This window comes from Azospirillum aestuarii, from assembly GCF_016632405.1.
In the GTDB taxonomy this organism is placed as follows: Bacteria; Pseudomonadota; Alphaproteobacteria; order Azospirillales; family Azospirillaceae; genus Azospirillum; species Azospirillum aestuarii.
Genome location: NZ_JAEPIV010000022.1, coordinates 51,439 through 75,895 on the forward strand (window position 1 = coordinate 51,439; position 24,457 = coordinate 75,895).

Consider the following 24,457-nt stretch of genomic DNA (forward strand, 5'->3'; position numbering starts at 1 on the left):
TGGCTGTAGCCCCGCTTTGATGGGACATTTTGAAGGGCTGCGAGCGCCTTCGATCGCGACACGGGCGGGAAGTGAGAATATTCGAGAGCACCCCCTGGATGTGCTAACGCCCGCCCGGCAATCACTAAAACCACTTTGGCAACTCTGCTCGTGCCTGTGCGGGATGAGCCAAAACCGACAGCACGGACATCGAACGGGTGCGGTGGTCTGGATCTGCTCGAGTATGGCCTGACGGACGGCGGGGAGCGTCGGCTGCGGAGGCGGCCCGCGGTCTGCACCGCTCGCTTTTTCCCCCTCCAGCGCTGCGGCGAGGCGCTGGTTCTGAAGAAAGGCCAGGGCGATCATACCCAGCACGGCGTGGTGATGCAGGCCATGCCAGCCCCGCCCCTCGAAATGATCGAGCCCGAGTTCCTCCTTCATTTGCTGGTGCCCTTGTTCTCAGACCCAGCGCGCCTTGATCCGGGGGGCCAGAACCTGCAGAGCTGCGTCGGACGGCAAATCTCATCACCCGCTTCTGCGGGATGGTGAAGGGCAAGTGGCTCGACCCGTTCGATGGCTGGCTGTGCGAGGCGGAGGTCAGTGCGCTGTCACCGTTCGCCGCCGGGGTCCGCCACGACGAGGACGCGGTGCGTGCCGCGCTGAGCGAGCCGTGGGGCAGCGGGCAGGTCGAGGGCCAGGTCAACCGGCTGAAGGCGATCAAGCGCGCGATGTATGGCCGGGCCGGTCAACCTTTGTCTCATCCGCCGACGCATCCGCCGCTTGCCTCTCCACCCCATGAGAACATATTAAGAACACACACGCATGGTGGGATGGGACGATGGACGACGCCTTGATCGAGAAGCTCGGCATTCTGGCCGATGCGGCGAAATACGACGCTTCCTGCGCCTCGTCCGGCGCCAAGCCGCGCCGCGGCGGCAAGGAGGGGCTGGGCTCCACGACCGGCGCCGGCATCTGCCACGCCTACACGCCGGACGGGCGCTGCGTCTCGCTCTTGAAGATCCTGCTGACCAACCACTGCCTGTTCGACTGCGTGTATTGCATCAACCGGCGCTCCTCCAACGTCCGCCGCGCCCGCTTCACGGTGGAGGAGGTGGTGACGCTGACCCTCGGCTTCTACAAGCGCAACTGCATCGAGGGGCTGTTCCTGTCCTCCGGCATCATCCGCTCGCCGGACCACACGATGGAGCAGATGATGCTGGTGGCGCGGACCCTGCGGCGCGACCACGGCTTCGCCGGCTACATCCACCTGAAGACCATCCCCGAAGCCAGCCCCTGGCTGATCGAGCAGGCGGGGCTGTGGGCGGACCGGCTGTCGATCAACCTCGAACTGCCCTCCGATCACAGCCTGAAAGCCTTCGCGCCGGAAAAGAACGGAGGCACCATTAAGGCGGTGATGGGTCAGGTCAACGAGCGCATCGTCGAGGCCAAGGAGGAGCGGCGCCGCTTCTCCCCCGCCGGCCAGAGCACACAGCTGATCGTCGGCGCCGACGACGCCACCGACCGCTCGGTCCTGGAGACCAGCGGCACGCTCTACCAGCGCTACGGGCTGCGCCGCGTCTACTATTCGGCCTTCAGCCCGATCCCGGAGGCCAGTTCGGTCCTGCCGGTCAAGCCGCCGCCGTTGCAACGGGAGAACCGGCTGTATCAGGCCGATTGGTTGCTGCGCTATTACGGCTTCACGGTGGAGGAGATCGCCTCCGGCGGCGAGGGCGGGATGCTCGACCTCGGCATCGACCCGAAGCTGGCCTGGGCGCTGAAGAACCGGGAGCGCTTCCCGGTGGACGTCAACCGCGCCGACCGCGAGATGCTGCTGCGGGTGCCGGGGCTGGGTGCCCGCGCCGTCGACAAGATCCTGTCGGCGCGCCGCCACACCCGCCTGCGCATGGAGGACCTGGGGCGGCTGTCGAGCGGATTGCGGCGGGCGCGCCCCTTCCTGATCGCCGCCGACTACCACCCTGTGGGCGGGCTGACCGACCGGCTGGATCTGCGCCAGCGATTGGTAACGCCGTCCAGCCAGCTGAGCCTGTTCTGACGATGCACACGATCACCTTGCGGGAGGGGGCGGACCTCGACGGATTCCGCCAAGCGGTGCGCCGCCTCGCCGCCGCCCGGACGGCGCCCGACAAGGTGCTGTGGAGCGTCGGCGCGCCGTCGCTGTTCGGCGACGACGCGACGCCCGCTTCCGATAACGGCGCCCCGATCTTCCTGCCCCAGGCGGTCGGGCAACTGATCGAAACCGTCGTCTGCCATAGCGATCCGGAACGCTACGCCCTGCTCTACCGGCTGGTCTGGCGGGTGCTGAACGGGGAGCGGGCTCTGCTCGACCAGCACGCCGACCCGCTGGTGCACCGGTTGGAGCGGCTCGACAAGGCGGTGCGACGGGACATCCACAAGATGCACGCCTTCCTGCGCTTCCGCGCGCTGCCCCCTGCTCCGCCCGGCCCGGACGGCGGGGAACGCTACATCGCGTGGTTCGAGCCCGACCATCACATCGTCGAGGCCGTCGCCCCCTTCTTCGTCGAGCGCTTCGAAAGCATGGTTTGGACGATCCTGACACCGAAGGGCTCGTTGCATTGGGACCGCCAACGCCTGATCACCGGCCCGCCCGCCGAGCGTCCGGACGCGCTGGCCCTTGACCGCTTTCCCGACGACCGCTTCGCCGAGGGCTGGCAGCGCTACTACGAGAGCACCTTCAACCCGGCGCGGGTCAACCCGACGGCCATGCGGGCGGAGATGCCGCGGAAATACTGGGCCAACATGCCGGAGACGGCGGCCATTCCCGCCCTGGTCCGCTCTGCCCCCGCCCGCGTCCAGGCGATGCTGGAGGCGGAGGCCGCCATTCCGCGCCGCCGCATGCCCGAGAAGGCGGTGGCGGCGATGGCCCGGCAGGCCCCGGAAAGCCTCGCCGAACTGAACCGCCTGATCCAACGCTCCGAACCGCTGGTGCCGGGCGCGACGCAGGCGGTGCTGGGCGAGGGGCCGGAGGGTGCGGCCATCGCCATCGTCGGCGAGCAGCCGGGTGACCAGGAGGACCGCGAGGGCCGCCCCTTCGTCGGCCCCGCCGGCCAATTGCTGACCGCCGCGCTGGAGGAGGCCGGCATCGACCGCGGCGGCCTCTATCTGACCAACGCCGTCAAGCACTTCAAGTTCGTCCAGCGCGGCAAGCGCCGCATCCACCAGTCCCCCACCGCCGGCGAGGTCAAGCATTACCGCTGGTGGCTGATGACGGAGCTGGGCTTCGTCCGCCCCCGCCTCGTCGTCACGCTGGGAGCCACCGCGGCGCTGGCGCTGACCGGCCGGCCCGTCGCGGTTCTGCGCGAGCGGGGTCCGATGGCCTTCGACGGGTGGAACGGCTTCGTCACCGTCCACCCCTCCTACCTGCTGAGGCTTCCGGGAGAGGAGGAGCGGCGGCGGGCGCAGGCGGAATTCGTGGCCGACCTGCGCCGGGCCTCGGCGCTGGCGTGAGGCGGCACCGTCCGTATCACGCGCCCTGCTGCTTGATCCGCTTGCCCACCGTGCATCGAATGCGCTGAAGCTCGTACTTCGGGTGGTCGTTGATCCACTTGGCGCTCTCGATCTGACCGGCGATCGGGCAGCTCGACATGGTCAGGGGGTCGGTGTCGGGAATCATCGGATCGATCGTCCGGCATTGGGTCGGATCGGACGCCAGGCAGAAAATCATCGACAAGGTAACGAACATCGGGCGCTCCAAACTGCAACAGCACGGCTGTGCCAACATCGACTGGATCAGCGTGAGCAAGCCGCATGCCATGCCCAAGGACGAGGGCAGGATGCCGGAATTTCGGCTGCTCAGAAATGAACCAAACCACAGGGCGCCGAATCATTAGGCATCGAAGGTTAACCAATGCCTAAATGGCAGGACTTTGCGAAGCCGATGATGAGGGGGAACAAGCGGCGCCGGCCGCAAGCCCCAGGGAAGCGCTCGCGCAAGTCTGGAGTCGGCGCGCCGCAAGTCAACGGAACGTTGAGTGGACTGTTTCGTGTCTTTAAATCGCTGAGCGCTGGCGTCAGGCCCCAGGCTGCTCGCACCGCCATCGGCGGACGTTCCAGCTGGGATGCTCCATGAGCCAACGCACGACGTGGACGTAGCTGTTGCGTGTGCATTCCACCGCGGTCGGGTACCGCTCGATGGAGAGTGGACGTTCGATGGCGCATTGGTCCGGCCTCATGGCCAGACAAATCACCAGAACCAGCTCAAACATGACGTGTCATTCCTGTGTGCAAGACCGACAAGTCGGCGCCCTCCCCATTTCGACCAAGGCGGACGAAGGCCGGCATGCACATATCAACAGGTAGCGGCATGGATCGGACCGTGATCGATTGCGCTGCTTTGCAGCAAATATTGCTGCTTCGCACAAAACCGGCGCCAAAAACTGCAAATAAATAAATTACAAAATCACGATTTGAAGGATTATCCACTTACTCCCAATTTGCGATCAGTCATGGATAAATCTGGCACAAGGCGATTGTTTGGCATTTTCTATTCGACTGAGCCTTGACGAGAAGATGGTCCCAATATAGCATTAAGTCCCAATTTGGCGTCAGCTTTTCTGAATATTGAATTCAGAACCAAACATCCCGCGCGATAACATTCGCGCGACAACGCCCTTTTGCATTCAGTGTCGCGCCCATAAGCAAGAAGCCCATTGGTTTTTGGGTAACAATAAGCGCTACAACGGGAGGGATCGTCATGAAGGTGTTGTCTCGCTGGCTTCTGGCGTCTGTCGCTGTCGTCGCCGCCGGCTCGGTTTCTGCGAACGACAGTATTCTGAAGAATGAAGCGAACCCCAACAATTGGGCATCCCAGCTCGGCAATTATGCCGGACAGCGGTACAGCCCGCTCGATCAGATCACCACGAACAACGTCAAGAATCTTCAGGTCGCGTGGTCGTTCTCGACCGGCGTTCTGCGCGGCCATGAGGGCGGACCGATCGTCGTCGGCGACGTCATGTACATTCACACGCCGTTCCCCAACAAGGTCTTCGCGCTGGACCTCAACAACCCGGGACGGGTCATCTGGAAATATGAATCGGTCCAGGACCCGACCGTCATTCCGGTGATGTGCTGCGACACTGTCAACCGCGGCGTCGCGGTCGCCGACGGCAAGGTCTTCCTGGCCCAGGCGGACAACACGCTGGTCGCGCTCGACGCCAAGACCGGCAAGGAGGTCTGGAAGGCCAAGAACGGCGACCACACCAAGGGCGAAACCCTGACGGCGGCCCCCCTGGTGGTCAAGGACAAGGTCTTCGTCGGCATCAGCGGCGGCGAGTTCGGCGTGCGCGGGCATCTGACGGCCTACGACACGAACACCGGCAAGATGGTGTGGCGGGCCTTTTCGACCGGCCCAGACGCCGACGTGAAGATCGACCCGTCGAAGACGATGATGATGGGCAAGCCCATCGGACAGAAGGATCTCGGCGTCTCGACATGGCCGGGCGAGGAATGGAAGCGCGGCGGCGGAACCACCTGGGGCTGGTACACCTACGACCCGGCGCTCAATCTGATCTATTACGGCACCGGCAATCCCGGCACCTGGAATCCGACGCAGCGGGCCGTCGACAAGGACCGGGCCAAGAGCGACAACAAATGGTCGATGACCATCTTCGCCCGCGATCCGGAAACCGGCGAGGCGAAGTGGGTCTACCAGAAGACGCCCTTCGATGAATGGGACTTCGACGGGGTGAACGAGAACATCCTGGCCGACATCACCATAAACGGCCAGCAGCGCAAGGTCCTGGTCAATTTCGACCGCAACGGCTTCGCCTACACCCTGGACCGGGCGACCGGGGAACTGCTCGTCGCGCAGAAATACGACCCGACGGTCAACTGGGCGACCGACGTCGACATGAAGACCGGGCGGCCGAACGTCGTCGACAAATACAGCACCTTCGCCAACGGCGAGGACAAGAACACCGCCGCCGTGTGCCCGGCGGCGCTCGGCACCAAGGACCAGCAGCCGGCCTCCTTCTCGCCGGACACCGGTCTGTTCTATGTCCCGACCAACCACATCTGCATGGACTACGAGCCGTTCTCCGTCTCCTACACGGCGGGGCAGGCCTATGTCGGCTCCACCGTGTCCATGTACCCGACGCCGAACTCGCACGGCGGCATGGGCAACTTCATCGCCTGGGACGCGGCGGCCGGCAAGATCGTCTGGTCGCGGCCGGAACGGTTCGCGGTGTGGAGCGGCGCCCTGACCACGAAAGGCGGCCTGGCCTATTACGGGACGCTGGAAGGCTACATCGTCGCCGTCGACATGAAGGACGGCAAGGAGCTGTGGCGGTTCAAGACCCCGTCCGGCATCATCGGCAACATCAACACCTACACCCACAACGGCAAGCAGTATGTGGCCGTCCTGTCCGGCGTCGGCGGCTGGGCCGGCATCGGTCTCGCCGCCGGTCTGACCCAGGAAACCGGGGCGAACCAGTGGCATCAGGCCGTCCATCCCAACCGCGCCGGCGGAACCGGCGTGGCGACCGCCGGCCTCGGCGCTGTCGGTGCCCACCAGTCGCTGGGCGAGTACACGCAGCTCGGCGGGGTCCTGACGGTGTTCCACATTCCGGACCAGAAGTGATCGGCAGACCTGCCCCCGGTGCCGCAACGCACCGGGGGCTTTTCTTTATGGCTTTCGCTCTTCCGACATTCACTCCTTTGGCATTCACTGGGACCCGGCTTCCGGGCAAGGAACGCGACACCCATGAAACGCAGACTTGGCTTGCTGACCGGCATGTTGACGGCGGGCACCGTCGCCTGTTTCGCCGCCCTGGCACAGGATGCGCCCACCACCCCCGACGGGATGCCGACCTACATCGTCAAGGACGGTCAGGTGGACAAAGGAACCTACAACGGCTACCGCCGCTTCCACGCGACCTGCCACACCTGCCACGGCTTCGACGCGTCGGGGTCGTCCTTCGCCCCCAGCCTCGTGGACTCGCTCAAACGCCTCAGCTATGACGAGTTCAAGGAAGTCGTCGTCAACGGCCGCCAGAACCAGGGCGCCACCGGGGACAAGGTGATGCCCTCCTTCGGCCTCGACCCCAACATCATGGACCATCTGGACGACATCTACCGCTACCTGAAGGCGCGGGCGGACGACGCGCTGCCCGGCGGACGCCCGCAACGCATCGGCGGCTGATCCGGCAGGAGGACCCTTCATGGCCATTCCTTCTGCGCTCATCATAGCCGCCATCGCCGTGGCGCTGCTGTCGGGCGCCGCAGCGCCGCCGGCCCGCGCCGTCGAGGCGACGGAACGCGAGACGGTGCGCGTCTGCGCCGACGGCAACCTCCTGCCCTACTCCAACGAAAGGATGGAGGGCTTCGAGAACGAGATCGCCCGGCTCATCGGCGAGGACCTGAAGAAGCCGGTGACCTATTACTGGTGGCCGCAGACCATCGGCTTCGTCCGCAACACGCTGCGCGCGCGGCAGTGCGACCTCGTGATGGGCACGGCGTCCGGTGAAGAGCTGATGCAGAACACCAACCCCTACTACCGGACGGTCTACTCCCTGGTCTACCGCACGAAGTCGGGCATCAAGGCGGAAAGCGTAGGCGATCCGTCCCTGAAGGACGCCCGCATCGGCGTCGTCGAAAAGACGCCCGCGGTCAACCTGCTGCGCCTCTACGGCATCACCCGGACGGAGCCCTACCAGCTCAACACCGACACGCGCGCCAACAACCCGGCCCGCGACGCCATCGAGGACGTCGCCGCCGGCAAGACCGACGCCGCGGTGATCTGGGGGCCGATCGCCGGCTATTTCGCCGCCCAGCAGACGGAGCCGCTGACCGTCGTGCCGCTGGTCAAGGAGCCGGCGGCCGCCCGCCTGCAATTCAACATCTCCATGGGCATCCGCGCCGACGAACCGGAGTGGAAGCACTGGCTCAACGATTTCATCAAGCGCCGCCAGGATGACATCGACCGCATCCTGCTGCGCTATCACGTCCCGCTCATCGGCCCGGACGGCGCGCTGAAGACCGCCGCCGTCCTGGAGCCGCCTGGCTACCGGATGGACCAGTACCGCGCCCCGACCCCCGCCGGCCTGTCCGGTGCTTCCACCGTGACCCTGGCGGAGCTGCGGCGGCTGATCGAACATTTTCCCGACACGCGGCTGATCGACGTGATGCCGGCCCCGCCCCGTCCGGCGGACCGCCCGGAGCCGGCCGTGTGGGTGCCGCCGCCCCGCCGCAGCCTGCCGGGGGCGGTCTGGCTGCCCAACGTCGGCTACGGCAGCCTGTCGGGCGAGCAGGAACGCTACTTCCGCACCGGGTTGGAGACGCTGACCGGCGGAAACCGGGCCTCCCGGCTGGTCTTCTTCTGCGAGCCGGACTGCTGGATGTCCTGGAACGCCGCCAAGCGCGCCGTGGAGTGGGGGTACGGCAATGTCTACTGGTATTCCGACGGCGCCATGCGCTGGCAGGAGGCGGGATACGGGCTGGAGACGGTCGAACCCTTCGCCGGCGGCGCGTCGAACTGACCGGAGCGGCTCGTCTCAAGCCAAGCGGCCTCAATTCAGACGGCCTCAGTCCAGGCGGGCGGCAATGTCCCGCGCGATGCGGCCGGCTTTCTGTTCGAACTGGACCGGTTGCTCGCACAGCGCCGTCTGGTTGCGCCGCCGCTCGTCGAGGATGCGCCGCCGCCACGCGATCTCCTCGCGCAGCGCAGTCGCCTCGGAGGCGTCGGCGGGAAGCGCCTGGAGACGGGTCAGCGCCGCGTCGATGCTGTCGAGCAGGACGCGCTGCTGGTGGGCGTAGCGCTTGATGGCCGAAATGGCCTGCCTGCGCTCCTGGTTGAGCGCGTCGAAGGCTCCGGCGAACAGGGCGGTGAGGGCCATGTTGCGGTCCGCCGCCGCCCCGTTGGCCTCCAGTTGGTCGGCGAAGCGATCGATCGCCGCCTGCTCCTGCTCGGGATCGAGCCGGCGGTCGAGGAGCTGCTTCAGAACCGCTTCGGTGCCGGGAATGTCGCGCCAGTCCCCCTCCCTCCCCTCGATGGGGTCGCCGGGCCAGATCTGGCCGGACGACAGGGTCGGGACGAGGATCTGGACGCAGGGCCAGTCCGGATCGCCCCCGGCCGCCCCCGCCGGGACAGACACCAGGGTGAGCAACGCGGCGGCAAGGACAGCGGAGCGGTGACGCATGATTCGATTCTGCCGGACATCGGGCGCCCTTGCCCATCCACGCATTCGGATGATGCCGACGGAATTCGCCGCGACGGCGCTCCTGTTCCTGCTGCTGAGCGGTGCGGCCCCGGCGGCAGCCCAGGCGCCGGCCAAGGTTCTGGTCTTCGATCTCGAACTGGTTGACACCAGCCGGGAGCCCCCCGATCCGGACCATGCCGGACGGCTGGAACGGGTGACGGCGCTGCTGCGCGACGGGCTGAAGGACGGCGGTTACGAGGTGACCGGCGTCCGCGACAGCGCCGTCGCCACGGAGGTGCCGGCGTCGCTCTATCGGTGCAACGGCTGCGAACTCGACCTCGGGCGCCGGGCCGGCGCGGACATCGTGGTGACGGGTTTCATCCATAAGATCAGCACGCTGATCCTCAACATGCAGATTATAATGCGCCGCACCGGAGATGGCACCGGAGATGGCGAGGTCATCGCCGTCGCGAACGCGGACATCCGCGGCGACAACGAGCGGTCATGGCGGCGCGGCGTCGACTGGCTGCTGCGTCACCGCCTGCTGGCCGCACCGCCGTCCGACCGGTGACGAGCCCTGACGACATCCGAGGCGGGGGAGCCAACCTTCGTCCGACACGGGGAGGAGGATCGCTTGGCCGACGACGCTTTGCTCTCCTATGTGCCGTACCGCCCGGCGGCGAGCCGCGTCCGGTACTACGACATCACGCTGCGCGACTATGTGGACCAGTTCCGGATCGGCGTCTGGGACCAGGAGAAAGAACGCACGCAGCGCGTCCGGATCAACGTCTCGCTGACGCTGCCCTGGCCCGACCGGCCGATGACCGACAGCCTGGACGAGGTGCTGTCCTACGACTTCCTGATCGACGGCATCCGCGCCCTGCGCGACGGCGCCCACATCAACCTCGTCGAGACGCTCGGCGACCGGATTCTCGCCTTGTGCTTCTCCAACCCGGAGGTGACCCGCGCGCGGGTGCATGTGGAGAAGCTGGACGTCGTTCCGGAATCCGGCGGCGTCGGCGTTGTCATTGAGCGCTGTCGGGAGCGCGCACGGCCGGATGGGGCGCAGGCGGGATCATGAGCAGCGCGCCGCTGTGGGTCGTGAAGCTGGGCGGCAGCCTTTGGCGCGCCCCGGAATTGCGGCGCTGGCTGGAGATCCTGGCCGCGGCGCGACGCCTGCGCGTCGTGATCGTCCCCGGCGGCGGTCCCTTCGCCGACGCCGTCCGCGACGCCCAACCGGTGCTTGGCTTCGGCGACCGCGCCGCACACCGCATGGCCCTGCTCGCCATGGAGCAGTACGGAACCGCCCTGGCGGACCTCGAGCCGCGGCTGACACCCGCCCGCAGCCTCGCCGACCTGCGCGGCCGGCCGAGCCCGACCGTCTGGATGCCGCTCCCCCTCGCGGACGATGCCGACGTGGCGGAGAGCTGGGACGTCACGTCAGACAGTCTGGCGGTCTGGCTGGCCGGTGCGCTCGACGCCACCTGCGCGGTCCTCGTCAAGTCCACTCCATTGCCGGACGCCGTCGCCCCCGTGACGCAGCTCGCCACGGAAGGCGTCGTCGATCCGGCCTTGCCGGATCGCATGGCGCACTTCGGCGGGGCCGTCTGGTGCGTGTCGCGGGACGATCATCGGCGCTTCGCCAGAGCGCTGGACCGGGGCAACCCGTGTGGAACCCACCTTACCCTTCCCGCCGACCACCAGGACGCCGATGGCTGAGCGCCCCGAACATGTCCTGTTCCTGACCGGCACGCTGGCCGAACCGCGCCTACGCCATGTGCTTGCCTCCTTGGAGCCGCTGGAGTTCCGCACCACCGTGGTCAATCTCGGCATCAAGGTCGCGGCGCTGGCGACGACGGAGATCGTGCTGCGCCGCCTCGCCTCGACCGAGGGTGCCGACCTCGTGCTGCTGCCGGGCCGGTTCCGAGGCGACCTCGAACGGCTGTCCGCCCATTTCGGCGTGCCCTTCGAGCGCGGCCCCGACGAGCTGGATGACCTGCCCCAGCACTTCCGACGTCAGGCCGCCCCGCTTGATCTCAGCCGCTACCGCACCAGGATCTTCGCCGAGATCGTCGAGGCGCCGCTGCTCGGCGTGCCGGCGATCCTGGAACGCGCCACCCGCTTCACGGCGGACGGGGCCGACGTGATCGACCTCGGCGGATTGCCCGACCATCCCTTTCCCCATCTGGAGGAAGCGGTGACAGCGCTGCGCGAGGCCGGTCACACGGTCAGCGTCGATTCCCTCGACCCCAGGGAGCTGTTGCGCGGCGCCGCGGCGGGCGCCTCCTACCTGCTCAGCCTGACCGAGGAAACCGCCTGGGTCGCCCGCGAGACCGACGCGGTGCCCATCGTCATCCCCACCACGCCAAGCGACCTGCCGTCGCTCGACCGGGCTCTGGACACGATCCGCGGCGAGGGCCGGCGTTGCATCGCCGACCCGATCCTGGAACCGATCCATCACGGCTTCACCGACTCCCTGCTTCGCTACCGCGAGGTCCGGGCGCGCCATCCCGACCTGGAAATCCTGATGGGGGTCGGCAACGTCACCGAACTGACCGACGCCGACACGCCGGGGATGACAGCGCTGCTGATGGGGATCGTCTCCGAACTGCGCATCGACCACATCCTGACGGTGCAGGTCAGTCCGCATTGCCGCCGGACCATCCGCGAGTTCGACGCGGCACGGCGTCAGTTCTTCGCCGCCGCGGAGGCCGGCGCCCTGCCCCGCAACTTCGGCGACGCCCTGCTCTGCCTACGCGACCGCAAGCCCTTCACCAGCACGCCGGCGCAGGTGGCCGACCTCGCCGCCCGCATCCGCGACCCGAACTACCGGATCGAGGTGACGGAACAGGGGCTCCATCTCTACAACCGCGATGGGCACCATGTGGCCGGCGATCCCTTCGCCCTGCTCCCGCACATCGATCCCCGCACCGATATGGGGCACGCCTTTTATCTCGGGGTGGAGCTGGCCCGCGCGCAGATCGCCTGGCAGCTCGGCAAGCGCTACAGCCAGGACAACGAGTTGCGCTGGGGCGCGGCGGTGAACGCGCCGGACGGCGGAGGACGCCGGACGTGACCTTCATCCGCGAAACCATCATCACGAGCCGCGACGCGGCGGGCAACATCCATATCGCCCCCATGGGAGCCACGGTGACCGAGACCGGCTATGTGCTGGCCCCTTTCCGCCCATCGCGCACGCTCGACAACCTGCTCGCCACGCGCTGCGCGGTGGTGAACTTCACCGACGACGTCCGGGTGTTCGCCGGCTGCGTCACCGGACGGCGGCGCGACTGGCCGACCGTCCCGGCGGAGCGCATCCGCGGAGCGGTGCTCGCCGGGGCGCTGGCGCACGAGGAACTGGAGGTGGCCGCGGTGGAGGACGACGGCGTGCGCCCCCGCCTGGATTGCCGCCCGGTGCATCTTGTCACCCACCGCCCCTTCCGTGGCTTCAACCGGGCGCAGGCCGCCGTGGTGGAGGGAGCGATCCTGGTCAGCCGCCTGCATCTCCTGCCGCCCGAGAAAATCGACCGGGAGATCGCGTATCTGTCCATCGCCATCGGCAAGACCGCCAGCGCTGTGGAGTTGGAAGCGTGGGGCTGGCTGCTTGACCGCATCGCCGAACACCGGGCGAGCGGGGAGGAAACGCCATGACCCGGCTGCTCGCCAGTGTCGCGTCCCTGGAGGAGCTGACGCTCGCCGCACGGGGCGGGGCGGACATCCTTGATTTGAAGGACCCTAAGGCCGGTGCGCTCGGCGCATGGCCGTTGGACAGCATCATCAGCGCCGTCAATATGGCCCACCGATGGTCCGCCCGCCCGCCGCTAAGCGCCACGGTGGGCGATCTGCCGATGGACTCGGCAATCGTGTCGCAGCGCGTGGTCCAAACCTGGGCCTGCGGCGTCGATTACGTGAAAATCGGCCTGCTTCCGTCCGGCGACCCGGCGGCCTGCGTGGCCGCGTTGGCGCCCGAAGCGCAACGGGGTACCCGCATCGTCGCCGTGCTGTTCGCCGATCTCTGGACCGATGCCAATCGCCTGCTTCCCGACCTTGCGCAAGCCGGCTTCGCCGGGGCCATGCTCGACACCGCCGGCAAGGGCACGGGCGGGTTGCTGCGGCACAAGACGAGGGACAAGTTGGCGCGTTTCCTCTCACAGGCGCGCGGCTTCGGCCTGCTCACCGGGCTCGCCGGCTCACTGCGCCTGGACGACATTCCGACATTGCTGCCGCTCGCACCCGATTATCTCGGCTTCCGCACGGCCCTGTGCGCCGACGGAAACCGGGGCGGCGCGCTGGACTCGGCCGCGCTGGCAGCGGTCCGCGACGCCGTCCCGGAACAGCCCCTCACCGGTTGAACGCGCGCTCCGCTACTGCCCGGAACCCTGCTTCGGCGGCTGGGAGGTGGCGTTGCCGCCCTGCGATACCGAGCCACCGCCTATGGTGCCCTGCCGCTGCCCGGCCAGGGAGTTGTCCGGCAGCGCCCCGGTGCCGCTCGTGGAACCGCCCGCCGCACCGGACGCCGCACCGGACGCCGGCGAGTCAGGCATGGAGGTGCCGGACGTACCGCTTTGTCCGCCGCCTTGAGTGACTCCGCCGCCGACGGTGCCCTGCCGCTGCCCGGCCAGGGAGTTGTCCGGCAGAGCGCCGGTCGATGGGCTGGAGCTTTGGCTTCCGGAGCCTTGAGGCGTCGCGCCGCCCGTGGTTTGGGCCGACGCCGGAACCGACGCCGCGGCCGACGCAAAGGCCAGCAGAGACGCACCGGCCAGGATGTGCAAATGTTTCATGGACCTGTCCTCCGGGATGATGTTTGACGAATCTGGGGACGATCGGGCGCCTCTAACCCGCGTCCTTCGTGCTGCGGTTCTGGCGGGACGCTTCGCCCATGCGGCCGATGTCCTCCTTCGCCCGCTCGTCCCGCCCGGCGTCCTGCGGTTGGTCCTTCTTGAATTCCTGCTCGCTGCCGAGAACGCTCTTCTCGCCACGCGGCTGGTCCTGAGCCTTGTCGGAATTTCCCGTCATGACGTTTCCTCCACCCGACCCCGCCCGGCGGGATGACCGGACGGTCGTCTGCTCCATCAACCGGAGGTCGCCGGGGGCGGTTCCGTCTGTCCCGTCATCCCTGTTCCGCCGGTCCGCCGCGGCGGACCCAAAAGCCTCGCCCGGGATCGTAGGCGAGGATCGCCGCCCCCAGGAACAGCACAAGGCAGGCGGTGACGGCGAGGAACGCCGTGCCGTTGAACTGCAGATACAGAGCGAAGCGGATCAGCTCGACGGCCTGCGTGAAGGGGTTGATCCCAGCGATCCAGGCGAGCGTCGGGCTGCCCTCACGGATGCGCCACAGCGGATACAGCGCGGAGGAGGCGAAGAACATCGGGAAGATGACGAAGTTCATCACGCCCGCGAAATTCTCCAGCTGCCTGATGAAGGAGGACAGCAAAAGGCCGAGCGCGCCCAGCATCAGCCCGCTCAGCACCAGCGCCGGCAGCACCGCGAGATAGCCGAGTTCCGGCGGCTGGACGCCCCAGAACCAGGCGATGGCGAAGAAGACATAGACCTGGGCGATCGACACCAGAACGCCGGCCAGCAGCTTGCAGACCAGCAGGTACCAGCGCGGCAGCGGGCTGACCAGCAGGGTCTTCATGCTGCCCATCTCCCGGTCGTAGACCATGGACAGCGAACTCTGCATCCCGTTGAAGAGCTGGATCATCCCCACCAGCCCCGGCGTCACGTAGTCCTCATAGAGGATGTAGGTCTCGTAGGGCGGGATAATCGACAGGCCGAGCACCGCCCGGAAGCCCACCGCGAAGATGCCCAGCCAGACCAGAGGCCGCACCAGGGCGGCGAAGAACCGCTCGCGCTGGTGCACGAAGCGCAGCCCCTCGCGGACGATGACCGCGCGCAGGCAGCGCCAGTAGAGCGTCGCGTTCATTGCCGCACCTTCTTCTCCGTCAGGCGGGCGAAAGCGTCGCCCAGCGTCGCGACGCCAGCGGCGGCGCGCAGTTCCTCCACCAGCCCGCTCGCCAGCACGCGCCCACCGTGCAGCACCACGACGCCGTCCCCGTCGCGCGCCTCGTCGATCAGGTGGGTCGCCCAGAGCACGGCCAATCCCCGTTCCCGGCAGAGGTCATGCACATGGTCGAGCACCTGCCGGCGCAGTTCGATGTCGAGCCCGACGGTCGGTTCGTCCAGCAGCAGAAGGCTCGGTCGGTGCAGCAGCGCGCGGGCGATCTCCACCCGCCGCCGCTGCCCGCCGGACAGGGTGCGCACGCGCTCGTCCGCGCGCTCGGCCAAGCCGATACGGGCCAGTTCCTCCCCCGCCCGCGCCTCGATGTCGGCGGAGGCCAGACCGTGCAGCCCGCCGTGATAGCGCAGATTCTGAATGACGGTCAGGTCCGGGTCGAGCGTCGGCTGCTGGAACACCACGCCGATGCGGGCCAGCGCCTGGGCCGGGTGCCGGCGCATGTCGAAGCCGAAGACCCGGATGCTTCCCCGGCGGGTGTTGTAGATGCGCGTGATCAGGGAGAAGAGCGTCGTCTTGCCGGCGCCGTTGAGCCCCAGCAGCACGGTGAACCGCCCCGCGGGAACGCCGAACGACACGCCGTCCAGCGCCACCCGCGCCCCGAAGCTGTGGCTCAGCCCCTCGACCGCCAGGATGGGGTCCGCCGGGGCGCCGCCGGGAATGGCACGCGGTTCGGGAGGCGCGGTTTCGAAGCAATCCATGTCGTCTCCATCGCCGGGAGCAACCACCTGTGAAATCCCCTCTCCCCTCCGGGGAGAGGGTTAGGGTGAGGGGGGTTGCGCGTGTGCCGGACCTTACGCCACACACACACCCCTCACCGGCCCTTCGGGCCACCCTCTCCCCAGAGGGGAGAGGGCTATGACGTCACGGCTTGACGATCACGCCCCAGGGCGCGCCGCCGACCGAGATCGACTTCACGACCCGGCCGCGCTCCAGGTCCATCACCGACATGTCGTTGCTGACGCCGTTCGTCGTGTAGAGGCGCTTCTCGTCCGGCGACAGCGCCAGATTCCACACGCGCTGGCCGACGAGGTGGTAGCGCTTCACCTCATAGGTCTTGGCGTCGATCTCGGCGACCCGGTTGGCCGGACCGAGGGCGACGAAGGCCCGCTGCCCGTCGCTGGTCAACTGGATGCCGACCGGCTGGATGGACTCGCGCGGCACGCCCTGGACCGCGAAGCTGATCTTGTGGACGAGCTTGCGCGAGGCCGCGTCGATGACGCTAACCGTCCCGCCGACCTCCGACGACACCCAGACGAACCGCCCGTCCCCGGTGAACTGGGCGACGCGGGGGCGCGCATCGACCAGCACGTTGTCGATGATCTTGTGGGAGTCCGTGTCGATGAAATGCGCCATGTTCGTCGTCTCGGACGTGTTCACCAGGATCTTGCCGTCCGGGCTGACGCCCATGCCCTCCGGCTCCACCCCCACCTGGATCTCGCCGATGATCTTCTTGCTGGCGATGTCCACCACCGAGACCATGTTGTCGTCCTCGTTGGCGACGTAGAGCCGGTGCCCCTGCGGGTCCAGGACGAACAGCTCCGGATCGGGGCCGGACGGGAGCCGGTCGACGACCTTCTGGGTCGCCACGTCGATGACGTCGATCCGGTTGTCGTCGCCGACGCAGACGAAGATCCGCGTCATGTCCTCGTTGAAGGTGATGCCGCGCGGCCGGCGCCCGACCTTGATCGTGGCGACCACCTGCAGCTTGCCGCCGTCCACCACCGAGACGGTGTTGCTCTTCTCGTTCGACACGAAGATGGTGTCCGCCTGCGCGGACGGGGCGATGACGAAGCCCAGCAGCGCTAAAGCGCCGATCCGGGCGGCTCCTCCGGTTAACGACATGATGGTCCCTCCCATGGTTGCCCCCTGCCGGGGCTTTTCTCAGCGGTTGCGGCACCGGCTTTCCGGGCGGTCGTCGCCGAGCGTGTCGAGTTCCGAGAACTGGTGCAGGTAGCCCGGCTGCGGCGACACCGAGACGAGCACCCGCGGCCCGGCCAGCAGCACCGGCTGCCGAAGCTGTCCGTCCCAGTCGCGGAAGGTCAGCCCCTGCCCCTTGAAGGCCGGCAGGGCGAAATCCGGGCCGCGCACGAAGGCGGCAAGCGCCGCGGGGTCGGCGGACTTAGTGCGCGTCGCCGCCTCGCCCACGGCGCGGACGGCCATCCAGGCGGTGTAGTCGCGCGGACGCATCCAGCGCCCGGCCTGCCGTTCGAAGCGGCTGTGGATCTGCGTCGCCCCCCACTGCTCGTGCACGCGCGACCACGCGGTCGGGACGAGCCCGTGGGTACCGACGACCGGGCGGGGCAGCCACGTCTGATACAGCAGATACTCGCCGAACCCGTCCGCCTCGTCGGCGACGACCAGCACGTCGTGCTCGGTGCCCTGGGTGAAGGTGAGGATTTCCGACTGGACGGTGACGTGGCCGGTGTCGACGCGGCGGTTCGCGTCCTCGAAGGTCCAGCGCTTTTCCTCGACGATTTTGGCGCGGTAGCGCTTGGCGGCGGCGCGGATCGCGTCGGCGTAGGCGACGTCCTGCGGCGTCCGCCCGACCACCAGCAGCCAGTTCATCCATTTCCGCGACGCGAGATACTGGGCCAGCGCGTCGGCCTGCATCCGCCGGCTGGGCGTGACGTGCAGCAGGTTGGCGCGGCAGCGCTCGTTGCGCAGATCGTCGTCCGGGGCGCGGGTGTTGAAGATCAGCATGTCGCCCGCCTCGGGCGCCGCCGCAGCGGCGAGCAGGGCGTCCTCCTTCAGGTCGGCGACGAGCAGGCGGATGCCCTGTCCGGCAAGGTCGCGCACGGCGTCCTCGACGCGCCCGTCTTCCGGCACCGTCACCTCGACCAGATCGAAGCGCTGGTTGAGGAACCGCCCGGTCGTGTTGTTGTCGGCGATGGCGAGGCGGGCGCCCTGGACGCCCTCGTCCTCCGACACCGGCTCGAGGAAGGTCTGGGGAATCTGCGGCTCCTCCGCGCGGGTCAGATAGCCGATGCGGACCTCCAGCGGATCGGCGCCCCACGCCGGTGCCCCGAACAGGAGCGCGGCGGCGACGGACAGAAGGGCGGCGGCCCGGCTCACGGGAGGGCGCCCGCTACCCTTCTGACAGGATAAGCACCTCTCCGATCCCTCCGGCCGACCGGTCGCCGATAAGGCGCCGGGCACGGGTTCCGGCGGCTGGATATCCACTGGGCCATGCCCCGCCATCGATCAGCTCCTTCCGCATCAGTTCCAGAAACAGCCAGTCGTTCATGCCGCCATCGACGAAGCCGGACGGAACGGCCTCCGGCTCCCGCGACAGCAGGATGGAGCCGCGGCGCATGGCCTGCCCCGGATCGGGACCGCAACTGTCGCCGACGACGATGGTCCCGGCGATCATCCGGGCGCCGCACAGGCTCCCCACCCGACCATGGACGGCGATCAGGCCACGACGCATCCGCTCGCCGACGCGGTCGCCGGCGTTCCCCATGACGACGACGAAGCCGCCGCTCATGCCGCGCGTGCCGCCGGCCAGCGGCGCCCCCAGGAAATCGCCGGCATCGCCCGCGACGCGCAGGTTCCCGCCGACCATCCCAGCGGCGGCGAAGGCACCGCAGTTCCCCGCGACGGTCAGCGCGCCGCCGCGCATGGCGCTGCCGGCATAGGCACCGCACTCCCCCTCGACCCGGAGATTCCCGCTGGTCATGCCCGTCCCCACCCCGTCGAGCACCGCGCCGCCGGGACGCAGGATCAGGGTACCGGGAGGGCCGCCGTCCTCCAGCGTGAACAGCGCGTCCAACCGGTGACGCCCCCGCCCACGGACCGGCATCAGCCCCGCCAGCGCCTCCCGTCCGCCCTCGATCAGCCGTTCGGGCAGGACGCCCGTCATGTCGATGGGCGGACCGGCGGGGTCTCGGATGGTGAGGACGATGCCGCTCATGCCATCACCTCGTGCAGGCGGAACTGGTAGCGGCCGAGCTTGCCGCCGTAATTGCCGGCGGTGACCGACACCACGCCACCGGCGGCGCCGAGGTCCGCCACGGCGGCGATGCCCGCGCGCATGGTGGCGGCGACCGCCGCTTCGCTCACCCCGTCGATGACCAGTTCGAGGATGGATTCCACCCCCTCCGGCACCAGCGATGCGGGCACCGCCGCCCGCAGCGTCGGGCAGAAGGCGGTGTTGGTGGAAGCGATCATGCCCTTGTACTTGCCGCCGATCTTGGAGCCGGAGCGGACCACCCCGCCCGGAAAGGGCAGGATCGCCCCCGGCACCTCGCGGATCGCCAGGACCGCGGCCTGCGCCGCCGCCAAACCGGAGCGGCGATCGGCTGCCAGGATGATGAAGTTGCCACCGCCGACGCCGTCCACCGTCCCGGTGGCCGCCTCGCACAGGAACTCGCCGTCCATCACCGGGATGCGCCAATAGCGGCGGATTCCGACACGCTTGGCAATCTGCCAGCCGTCACCGAAGTAGCGCAGCGCGTTGCCGAGCGGGATTGTCGGGCCGTCCCGCAGCCCCGCGTAGCAGGCCGTTCCGGGGCAGGTCATCACGCACTGCCCGACGCGGCGCGCCACCTGCTTCGCCAGTTCCGCTTTCGACATGGCGAACAGCAGCACCGCGGCGCCGGGCCGGGAGTCCGGCGTCTCGCCGGGCGGCAGCGCGCGCTCCATCGCCGCCTCGCAGCCGCAGGCGATCACCGAGGTGGCGAAGCCCGTCATGCTGACCACAGCCGCCTGGACCCAGGCCGGGGTGTCGGCGGTGATCACCAGCCGCGTGCCGAGCATGGGGAAGGCTTCGGCGAAGGTGTCCTCGATGTGGACGCCGTTGAGCCGCATCAGTACGCCCCCATCAAAATGATCCGGGCTGACAGGCGTGGCGGATCAGGCCGGTGCCACCGCGGATCTCCTCCTCCGCGATGCGGAAATGCGTCAGCCGCTGGCCCATGCGCTCGTCGAAGCGGCGCGCCATCCAGGCTTCGATCGTCGGGTCGTAGGCGGGCTCCACCACATGCGTGCGCCCCTGTAGGAACGCCACCACCACGCCGTCGCGGACGATCAGCCGGCCGTCCTTGAAGACGAGGTCCGGTTTCTCGAACATGGCGCGACGGTCCGGCCGGTCGGTGTAGACGGTGATGTCGGCGACCGCCCCCGGCCCGAGATGGCCGCGGTCGGTCAGGCCCAGGATGCGCGCTGGGGCGGCGCGGGTCATCGTGGCGATCTCGCCCAGCGAATACTCGCGCGTCAGCGACCCCAGGATGGTGTGTTCCGGCAACGCCGGGTGCAGCTCCGCCAGCCGGGCGAGGCGGTAATCGCGGTCCATCAGCAGGCGGATCAGCTCGGGATAGCTGGTGAAGGGCGCGCCGTTCGGGTGGTCGGTGGTGAGGAAGACGCGCCAGGGGTCCTCGATCAGCAGGAACAGCTCCAGCCCGATCGCCCATTGCAGCGCGTTGACGAAGGCCTTGTCACGGTAGCGGAAGGGCACGACGCCGCAGCCGGCGTCGCATTCGATGTCCATCATCACCCATTTCTTCGGGTGAGCGAGCCCGGCGTTGTTCATCTGGGCCATGGTGTCGGCCGACGCGGTCACCGTCTGGCCGAACATGATCTGCCCGACATCCACCGAGATGTTGGGCCGGTGGTTGACCGCCTCGGCCACCCGCGCCGCGGCGGAGGAGAATTTCCGGTCGCCCTCGGCGCCATAGGCGTGGAACTGGACGTGAGTAAGGTGAAGCCGCAGGCCATCGACCGCCGCGATGCTGTCGAGCGTCGCCTCGACGTTGCCCGGCACGCCGAGGTTGAATCCGTGCAGATGAAGCGGGTGCGGGATGCCCAGCCGCTGCACCGCCCCCGCCAGGGCGGTGAGGATGCGGCGCGGCGTGATGGCGTGGAACGGGCCGTTCTCGTCCACGTCGAGACGCCGCAGGTTGTATTTGAAGGCGTTGATGCCGCCGGGATTCACCGCTTTTACGGCGAGGCTGCGCGTGGCGTTCAGCATGAAGCCGACGTAATCGGCCACCGCCTCCTCCCCGGCGCCGGAGGCGAGAAGCTCCAGCAGCAGGTCGTCGTTGCCCAGCACCAGATAGCCGCCGGTGTCGATCAGCGGGATGTCCGCCATCTCCAGATGCGCGTGGCGGGCATTGCTCGGCAGCATCGCCGGCTCGAAGGCCGCCGTGTAGCCCATCTGGGCGTAGCGGCAACCCGTGGCGTGGGTGGAGGGGGTGGCGAGGCCAACGCCGCAGCCGCAAGCCCCTTCCGCCGCGCGATGCTCCTCCGCCATCAGCAGGCGCGCGATGTTGACCTTTCCGCCGGCGATGTGGCTGTGGATGTCGATGGCGCCGGCCATCACGACCCGCCCGGACAGGTCGTGGACCTCGTCCGGCGCGGCGCCGGGTCCGGGATCGGCGACGATCCGCCCGTCCCGGACGAACAGGTCGCCCACCGCGCCGTCACGGCCGTTGGCGGGGTCGTAAAGGCGCCCCCCGGCGAGCTTCATCAGCATGGCAGGCCCTCCTGCGGCAGGGCGGCGGCGATGGCCTTCAGCACGGTCGCGGCGTCCGGCAGGTTGCGGTCGATGAGCCCGCGCGCGCGCAGGGCGACCACCGTGTCGCTGCGGAAGACATGGGCCGGGTGGTCGATGCCCGGCGTTCCGACGGGAATGAACACCGCCGGTTCGTCGGCAAAGGCGGTTCCCGGAGGGGCCAGCGCGACGACGGTCTGCCCCGCGGGAAAGGCCGGCACCTCCGGTCGGAAGGCGGACACCCAGACGACGGCGTCCGCCACGGCCATGTAACGCGCCCAGTCGAAGCGGTGGGGATCGTGCAGCGGTATCCCTCCGGCGAGGGACGTGCGCAGCGGCACTCCAAAGCGCCACGTGCAGACCTGATTGACCCCGATCACATTGTCGTGCCCGGCCAACGGCAGGCCGGCGCATCGGGTGTGGCGGTTCGCGTCGCGCACGAGGCGGACCAGCCGCTCGACCGTCAGGTCGGCGTGCGGCCCGTCGAAGGCGGCGGCGGACCAGGCCACGACCGCGTAGCGCGCCGTCACCAACCGCTCCGCCAGGGCGGCGATATCGCCGGCCGCGATGCCGGCGGCTCCCGAAGCGCGGGACGGATCGGGCAAGGCCGCGGCCAGCGCCGCCGCCGCGTCCCCACTCTTCGCAGGGTCACCGGCCAGCACCGTAACGGGAAGACCCGAGAGCGCGGCCCGCGTGGTGTCCAGCGGTTCGCCGCACAGGAACACGACCTCCCGCGATGGCGGCGTCTGAAAAGCCGGCGCGGGCGCCACCCAGCGCTCGAAGAGGCGCGGATGAAGCGCCGCCGGGTCCGGTCCGGCCACCAGCAGCAGATCGCAGCGGTTGCGCAGCTCGGCCAGGGTCGTCGCGATCCAGCCCGTGCGCTGGAGCACCGCCAGATTGCGGTACAGCCCGTCGGACAGCGCGTGATCGACCACCGCCCCCAGTCGCCCGGCGAGTGCCAGGGCGGACCGCGCCCCTTCGACGTCGGTGCCGAGCCCGGCAACCAGAGGCGCTTGCGCCGCGCCCAGCACTGCGGCGGCGGCGTCCACCGCCTCCGCCAGCGGCACCGGGACGCCCGCGACGCGCGGCGGTTCGGCCGCCAGCGTGCGGGAAAAGCGCTCGAGCGCCACCGGGCAGTCGGTGGAGCGCACCGCCAGCGTCGCAGGCGGCTCCTCCTCGACGGTCAGGTCGTCGCAGCCGAGGCCGCAGAACGGGCACACGACGTCACGATGGACGACGGGGCGGGCAACGGAATGGGGTGGCCGGTCGCTCGCCATGCCGTCAGTCGTATTTGATGTAGGCGAAGCGCGGATCGCCCTTGGGCGTCCCCTCCAGCGCGCCGCCGTCGCGGGCGGGCTGCCATTGGACGACCTCCTCGATCTTGCGGGCGAGTTCGAAATCCTTGTCGGTGATGCCCTTGGCGGTGTGGGTCTTCAGCCGCACCTCGACCCAGGCGTAGGAGGCGGTGAGGTCCGGGTGATGCCACGCGGCCTCGGCCAGATGGCCGACCGCGTTGATCACCATCAGGGTGCCCTTCCAACTGTTCGTCTTGTACTTACGCCGAATCCAGCCGTCCTCGAACCGCCACCGCGGCAATATTTGCTGCAGTCGCTCAACGATTTCCGTATCGGAATAGGTGGTTTCCTGAACCGCGGTCATGTCTTCCTCCCCGAAGTGACCGAACAGTCCTCACCCCGAAGAGGTATATACTATTGGATCGGGGTCTTTTTTTAACGCAAGATTATCATGACCAAAAGAACGACGCAACTTTCCTTAAGCGAGTGAGGTCCTCATGCCACTCGGCGTCGACGAAGTCAGGGAGGTGCGGGTCACGGCGCCTGCGAGACTGCATCTGGGTTTTCTCGACATGAACGGCGGTCTGGGCCGCCGCTTCGGCAGTCTGGGGCTGACGCTCGACGGGATGGCGACGACCCTCCGCGCGCGCCCGTCCGACCGCCTCTGCGCGAGCGGCCCATCGGCGGAGCGCGCGTTGAAGGCCGCAAGGGCGGTCTGCGACCGTTTCCGCTGGCCCGCCCGCGCCGAACTGACGGTGGAGGAAGCCATTCCCGAGCATGTCGGGCTGGGGTCCGGCACCCAGCTCGGTCTGGCGGTCGGCACCGCGCTCGCGCATCTGCACGGCCGGCCCTCGACGGTGCGCCGCCTCGCCGCGGAGCTTGAGCGCGGCGCCCGCTCCGGCATCGGGATCGGCGCCTTCGAGAATGGCGGCGTCATCCTCGACGGCGGCCGGGGGCCGGACGACGCGCCGCCACCCATCGTCGCGCGTCTGCCCTTTCCGGACTCCTGGCGCGTCCTGCTGATCCTGCACCGCGACGGCCAGGGGTTGCACGGCACCGCCGAGTTGCAGGCCTTCAAGGCGCTGCCGCCCTTTCCGGCGGAGCGGGCCGGGCATCTCTGCCGCCTGATCGTCATGGCGGCGCTTCCGGCCCTGATCGAGGGCGATGCAGACCGCTTCGGGCAGGCGGTGGGCGAGCTGCAACGCACGGTGGGCGATCATTTCGCCCCGGTCCAGGGCGGGCGCTTCACCAGCCCCCTGGTGGCCGACGCGCTGGCGTGGCTGGAGACCGAGGGCATTCCCGGCGTCGGCCAGACGTCCTGGGGGCCGACCGGCTTCGCCATCGTCGGCGACGCCCGGCGGGCCGAAGCCCTATTGGCGGAGGCACGGCGCCGATGGGCGGGGTCCGCGCTGGACTTTCATCTGGCCCGTGGCCGCAACGACGGCGCGACGTTGGAATTTACCACCGACCGGGTGGTGCTGCGGGCCTCCTGACCCCACACCCG

25 protein-coding genes and 1 pseudogene are annotated in these 24,457 nt (G+C 68.7%); 13 read left to right on the top strand and 13 right to left on the bottom strand.

What is annotated here, in order from left to right; all coding sequences use genetic code 11:
• Positions 1–494: 494 nt before the first annotated feature.
• The 3 genes and pseudogenes from JJL56_RS25675 to JJL56_RS25685 all read left to right on the top strand — a co-directional run.
• Positions 495–725 (top strand): annotated as a pseudogene (locus tag JJL56_RS25675) (ISL3-like element ISAzba9 family transposase); the annotation flags it as partial.
• A gap of 92 nt (positions 726–817) precedes the next feature.
• Positions 818–2,032, top strand: coding sequence for a putative DNA modification/repair radical SAM protein (locus JJL56_RS25680; RefSeq protein ID WP_145627813.1), 1,215 nt, complete (start codon positions 818–820; stop codon positions 2,030–2,032).
• Positions 2,033–2,034: 2 nt separating this feature from the next.
• On the top strand, positions 2,035–3,465 hold the full coding sequence (locus tag JJL56_RS25685) for a UdgX family uracil-DNA binding protein (protein WP_200486814.1): 1,431 nt from the start codon (positions 2,035–2,037) through the stop codon (positions 3,463–3,465).
• A 16-nt stretch (positions 3,466–3,481) separates the two neighbouring features.
• Here the strand turns inward: JJL56_RS25685 and JJL56_RS25690 are convergent, their stop codons facing one another.
• Positions 3,482–3,700 carry a hypothetical protein gene (locus tag JJL56_RS25690; RefSeq protein ID WP_247889581.1) on the bottom strand — a complete coding sequence of 73 codons (219 nt, stop codon included), beginning with the start codon at positions 3,698–3,700 and terminating at the stop codon, positions 3,482–3,484.
• 1,011 nt (positions 3,701–4,711) lie between these two features.
• Here JJL56_RS25690 and JJL56_RS25695 point away from each other — a divergent pair.
• The 3 genes from JJL56_RS25695 (at position 4,712) to JJL56_RS25705 (ending at position 8,492) form a co-directional block, all read left to right on the top strand.
• On the top strand, positions 4,712–6,595 hold the full coding sequence (locus tag JJL56_RS25695; RefSeq protein ID WP_145627809.1) for a methanol/ethanol family PQQ-dependent dehydrogenase: 1,884 nt from the start codon (positions 4,712–4,714) through the stop codon (positions 6,593–6,595).
• A 123-nt stretch (positions 6,596–6,718) separates the two neighbouring features.
• Positions 6,719–7,156, top strand: coding sequence for a c-type cytochrome (locus JJL56_RS25700; protein WP_145627807.1), 438 nt, complete (start codon positions 6,719–6,721; stop codon positions 7,154–7,156).
• Between the two features lie 19 nt (positions 7,157–7,175).
• On the top strand, positions 7,176–8,492 hold the full coding sequence (locus JJL56_RS25705; RefSeq protein ID WP_247891251.1) for a quinoprotein dehydrogenase-associated putative ABC transporter substrate-binding protein: 1,317 nt from the start codon (positions 7,176–7,178) through the stop codon (positions 8,490–8,492).
• Positions 8,493–8,537: 45 nt separating this feature from the next.
• On the opposite strand, the gene JJL56_RS25710 is transcribed toward JJL56_RS25705, so the two are convergent.
• On the bottom strand, positions 8,538–9,152 hold the full coding sequence (locus JJL56_RS25710) for a hypothetical protein (RefSeq protein ID WP_200486815.1): 615 nt from the start codon (positions 9,150–9,152) through the stop codon (positions 8,538–8,540).
• A 49-nt stretch (positions 9,153–9,201) separates the two neighbouring features.
• Between JJL56_RS25710 and JJL56_RS25715 the strand changes: the two genes are divergently transcribed.
• The 6 genes from JJL56_RS25715 to JJL56_RS25740 all read left to right on the top strand — a co-directional run bounded on the left by JJL56_RS25715 (position 9,202) and on the right by JJL56_RS25740 (position 13,504).
• Positions 9,202–9,723, top strand: coding sequence for a DUF3280 domain-containing protein (locus JJL56_RS25715; RefSeq protein ID WP_200486816.1), 522 nt, complete (start codon positions 9,202–9,204; stop codon positions 9,721–9,723).
• A 63-nt stretch (positions 9,724–9,786) separates the two neighbouring features.
• Positions 9,787–10,233 carry a dihydroneopterin aldolase gene (locus JJL56_RS25720; protein WP_145627803.1) on the top strand — a complete coding sequence of 149 codons (447 nt, stop codon included), beginning with the start codon at positions 9,787–9,789 and terminating at the stop codon, positions 10,231–10,233.
• The gene (locus tag JJL56_RS25725; RefSeq protein ID WP_200486817.1) at positions 10,230–10,871 is read left to right on the top strand and encodes an amino acid kinase family protein; all 642 of its coding nucleotides are present in this window, start codon (positions 10,230–10,232) and stop codon (positions 10,869–10,871) included. Before JJL56_RS25720 ends, JJL56_RS25725 begins: the two co-directional genes overlap by 4 nt.
• A complete protein-coding gene (locus JJL56_RS25730; RefSeq protein ID WP_200486818.1) occupies positions 10,864–12,228 on the top strand; it encodes a DUF6513 domain-containing protein in 1,365 nt (454 codons plus the stop codon). Before JJL56_RS25725 ends, JJL56_RS25730 begins: the two co-directional genes overlap by 8 nt.
• The gene (locus JJL56_RS25735) at positions 12,225–12,803 is read left to right on the top strand and encodes a DUF447 domain-containing protein (protein WP_200486819.1); all 579 of its coding nucleotides are present in this window, start codon (positions 12,225–12,227) and stop codon (positions 12,801–12,803) included. The genes JJL56_RS25730 and JJL56_RS25735 overlap by 4 nt, the downstream gene beginning before the upstream one ends.
• Positions 12,800–13,504, top strand: coding sequence for a (5-formylfuran-3-yl)methyl phosphate synthase (locus tag JJL56_RS25740; protein ID WP_145627797.1), 705 nt, complete (start codon positions 12,800–12,802; stop codon positions 13,502–13,504). The genes JJL56_RS25735 and JJL56_RS25740 overlap by 4 nt, the downstream gene beginning before the upstream one ends.
• Positions 13,505–13,516: 12 nt before the next feature.
• Here JJL56_RS25740 and JJL56_RS25745 read toward each other — a convergent pair whose 3' ends face one another.
• The 11 genes from JJL56_RS25745 to JJL56_RS25795 all read right to left on the bottom strand — a co-directional run bounded on the left by JJL56_RS25745 (position 13,517) and on the right by JJL56_RS25795 (position 23,317).
• Positions 13,517–13,933: a hypothetical protein gene (locus tag JJL56_RS25745; RefSeq protein ID WP_200486820.1), complete on the bottom strand. Its 417-nt coding sequence runs from the start codon at positions 13,931–13,933 to the stop codon at positions 13,517–13,519.
• A 52-nt stretch (positions 13,934–13,985) separates the two neighbouring features.
• Positions 13,986–14,168 (bottom strand): hypothetical protein, encoded by a 183-nt coding sequence (locus JJL56_RS25750; RefSeq protein WP_145627794.1) that lies wholly within the window; start codon positions 14,166–14,168, stop codon positions 13,986–13,988.
• Between the two features lie 94 nt (positions 14,169–14,262).
• Positions 14,263–15,078, bottom strand: coding sequence for an ABC transporter permease (locus JJL56_RS25755; RefSeq protein WP_145627792.1), 816 nt, complete (start codon positions 15,076–15,078; stop codon positions 14,263–14,265).
• Positions 15,075–15,869 (bottom strand): ABC transporter ATP-binding protein, encoded by a 795-nt coding sequence (locus JJL56_RS25760; RefSeq protein WP_186453021.1) that lies wholly within the window; start codon positions 15,867–15,869, stop codon positions 15,075–15,077. The genes JJL56_RS25755 and JJL56_RS25760 overlap by 4 nt, the downstream gene beginning before the upstream one ends.
• 163 nt (positions 15,870–16,032) lie before the next feature.
• Positions 16,033–17,013, bottom strand: coding sequence for a PQQ-dependent catabolism-associated beta-propeller protein (locus tag JJL56_RS25765; protein WP_247890276.1), 981 nt, complete (start codon positions 17,011–17,013; stop codon positions 16,033–16,035).
• A 39-nt stretch (positions 17,014–17,052) separates the two neighbouring features.
• Entirely contained in the window at positions 17,053–18,243 is a 1,191-nt protein-coding gene (locus tag JJL56_RS25770; RefSeq protein ID WP_200486822.1) for an ABC transporter substrate-binding protein, read from the bottom strand.
• Positions 18,244–18,256: 13 nt separating this feature from the next.
• Complete coding sequence (locus JJL56_RS25775; protein WP_145627788.1) at positions 18,257–19,081, bottom strand: formylmethanofuran dehydrogenase subunit C; 825 nt, start codon at positions 19,079–19,081, stop codon at positions 18,257–18,259.
• On the bottom strand, positions 19,078–19,977 hold the full coding sequence (gene fhcD / locus JJL56_RS25780; protein WP_145627786.1) for a formylmethanofuran--tetrahydromethanopterin N-formyltransferase: 900 nt from the start codon (positions 19,975–19,977) through the stop codon (positions 19,078–19,080). The genes JJL56_RS25775 and fhcD overlap by 4 nt, the downstream gene beginning before the upstream one ends.
• Before the next feature lie 13 nt (positions 19,978–19,990).
• Complete coding sequence (locus JJL56_RS25785; RefSeq protein WP_200486823.1) at positions 19,991–21,640, bottom strand: formylmethanofuran dehydrogenase subunit A; 1,650 nt, start codon at positions 21,638–21,640, stop codon at positions 19,991–19,993.
• Positions 21,634–22,935 carry a formylmethanofuran dehydrogenase gene (locus JJL56_RS25790; RefSeq protein ID WP_200486824.1) on the bottom strand — a complete coding sequence of 434 codons (1,302 nt, stop codon included), beginning with the start codon at positions 22,933–22,935 and terminating at the stop codon, positions 21,634–21,636. The genes JJL56_RS25785 and JJL56_RS25790 overlap by 7 nt, the downstream gene beginning before the upstream one ends.
• Positions 22,936–22,939: 4 nt before the next feature.
• On the bottom strand, positions 22,940–23,317 hold the full coding sequence (locus JJL56_RS25795; RefSeq protein ID WP_200486825.1) for a 4a-hydroxytetrahydrobiopterin dehydratase: 378 nt from the start codon (positions 23,315–23,317) through the stop codon (positions 22,940–22,942).
• Between the two features lie 133 nt (positions 23,318–23,450).
• On the opposite strand from JJL56_RS25795, the gene JJL56_RS25800 reads away from it, so the two are divergent.
• A complete protein-coding gene (locus JJL56_RS25800; protein ID WP_200486826.1) occupies positions 23,451–24,446 on the top strand; it encodes a beta-ribofuranosylaminobenzene 5'-phosphate synthase family protein in 996 nt (331 codons plus the stop codon).
• The last annotated feature ends 11 nt before the right edge of the window (positions 24,447–24,457 follow it).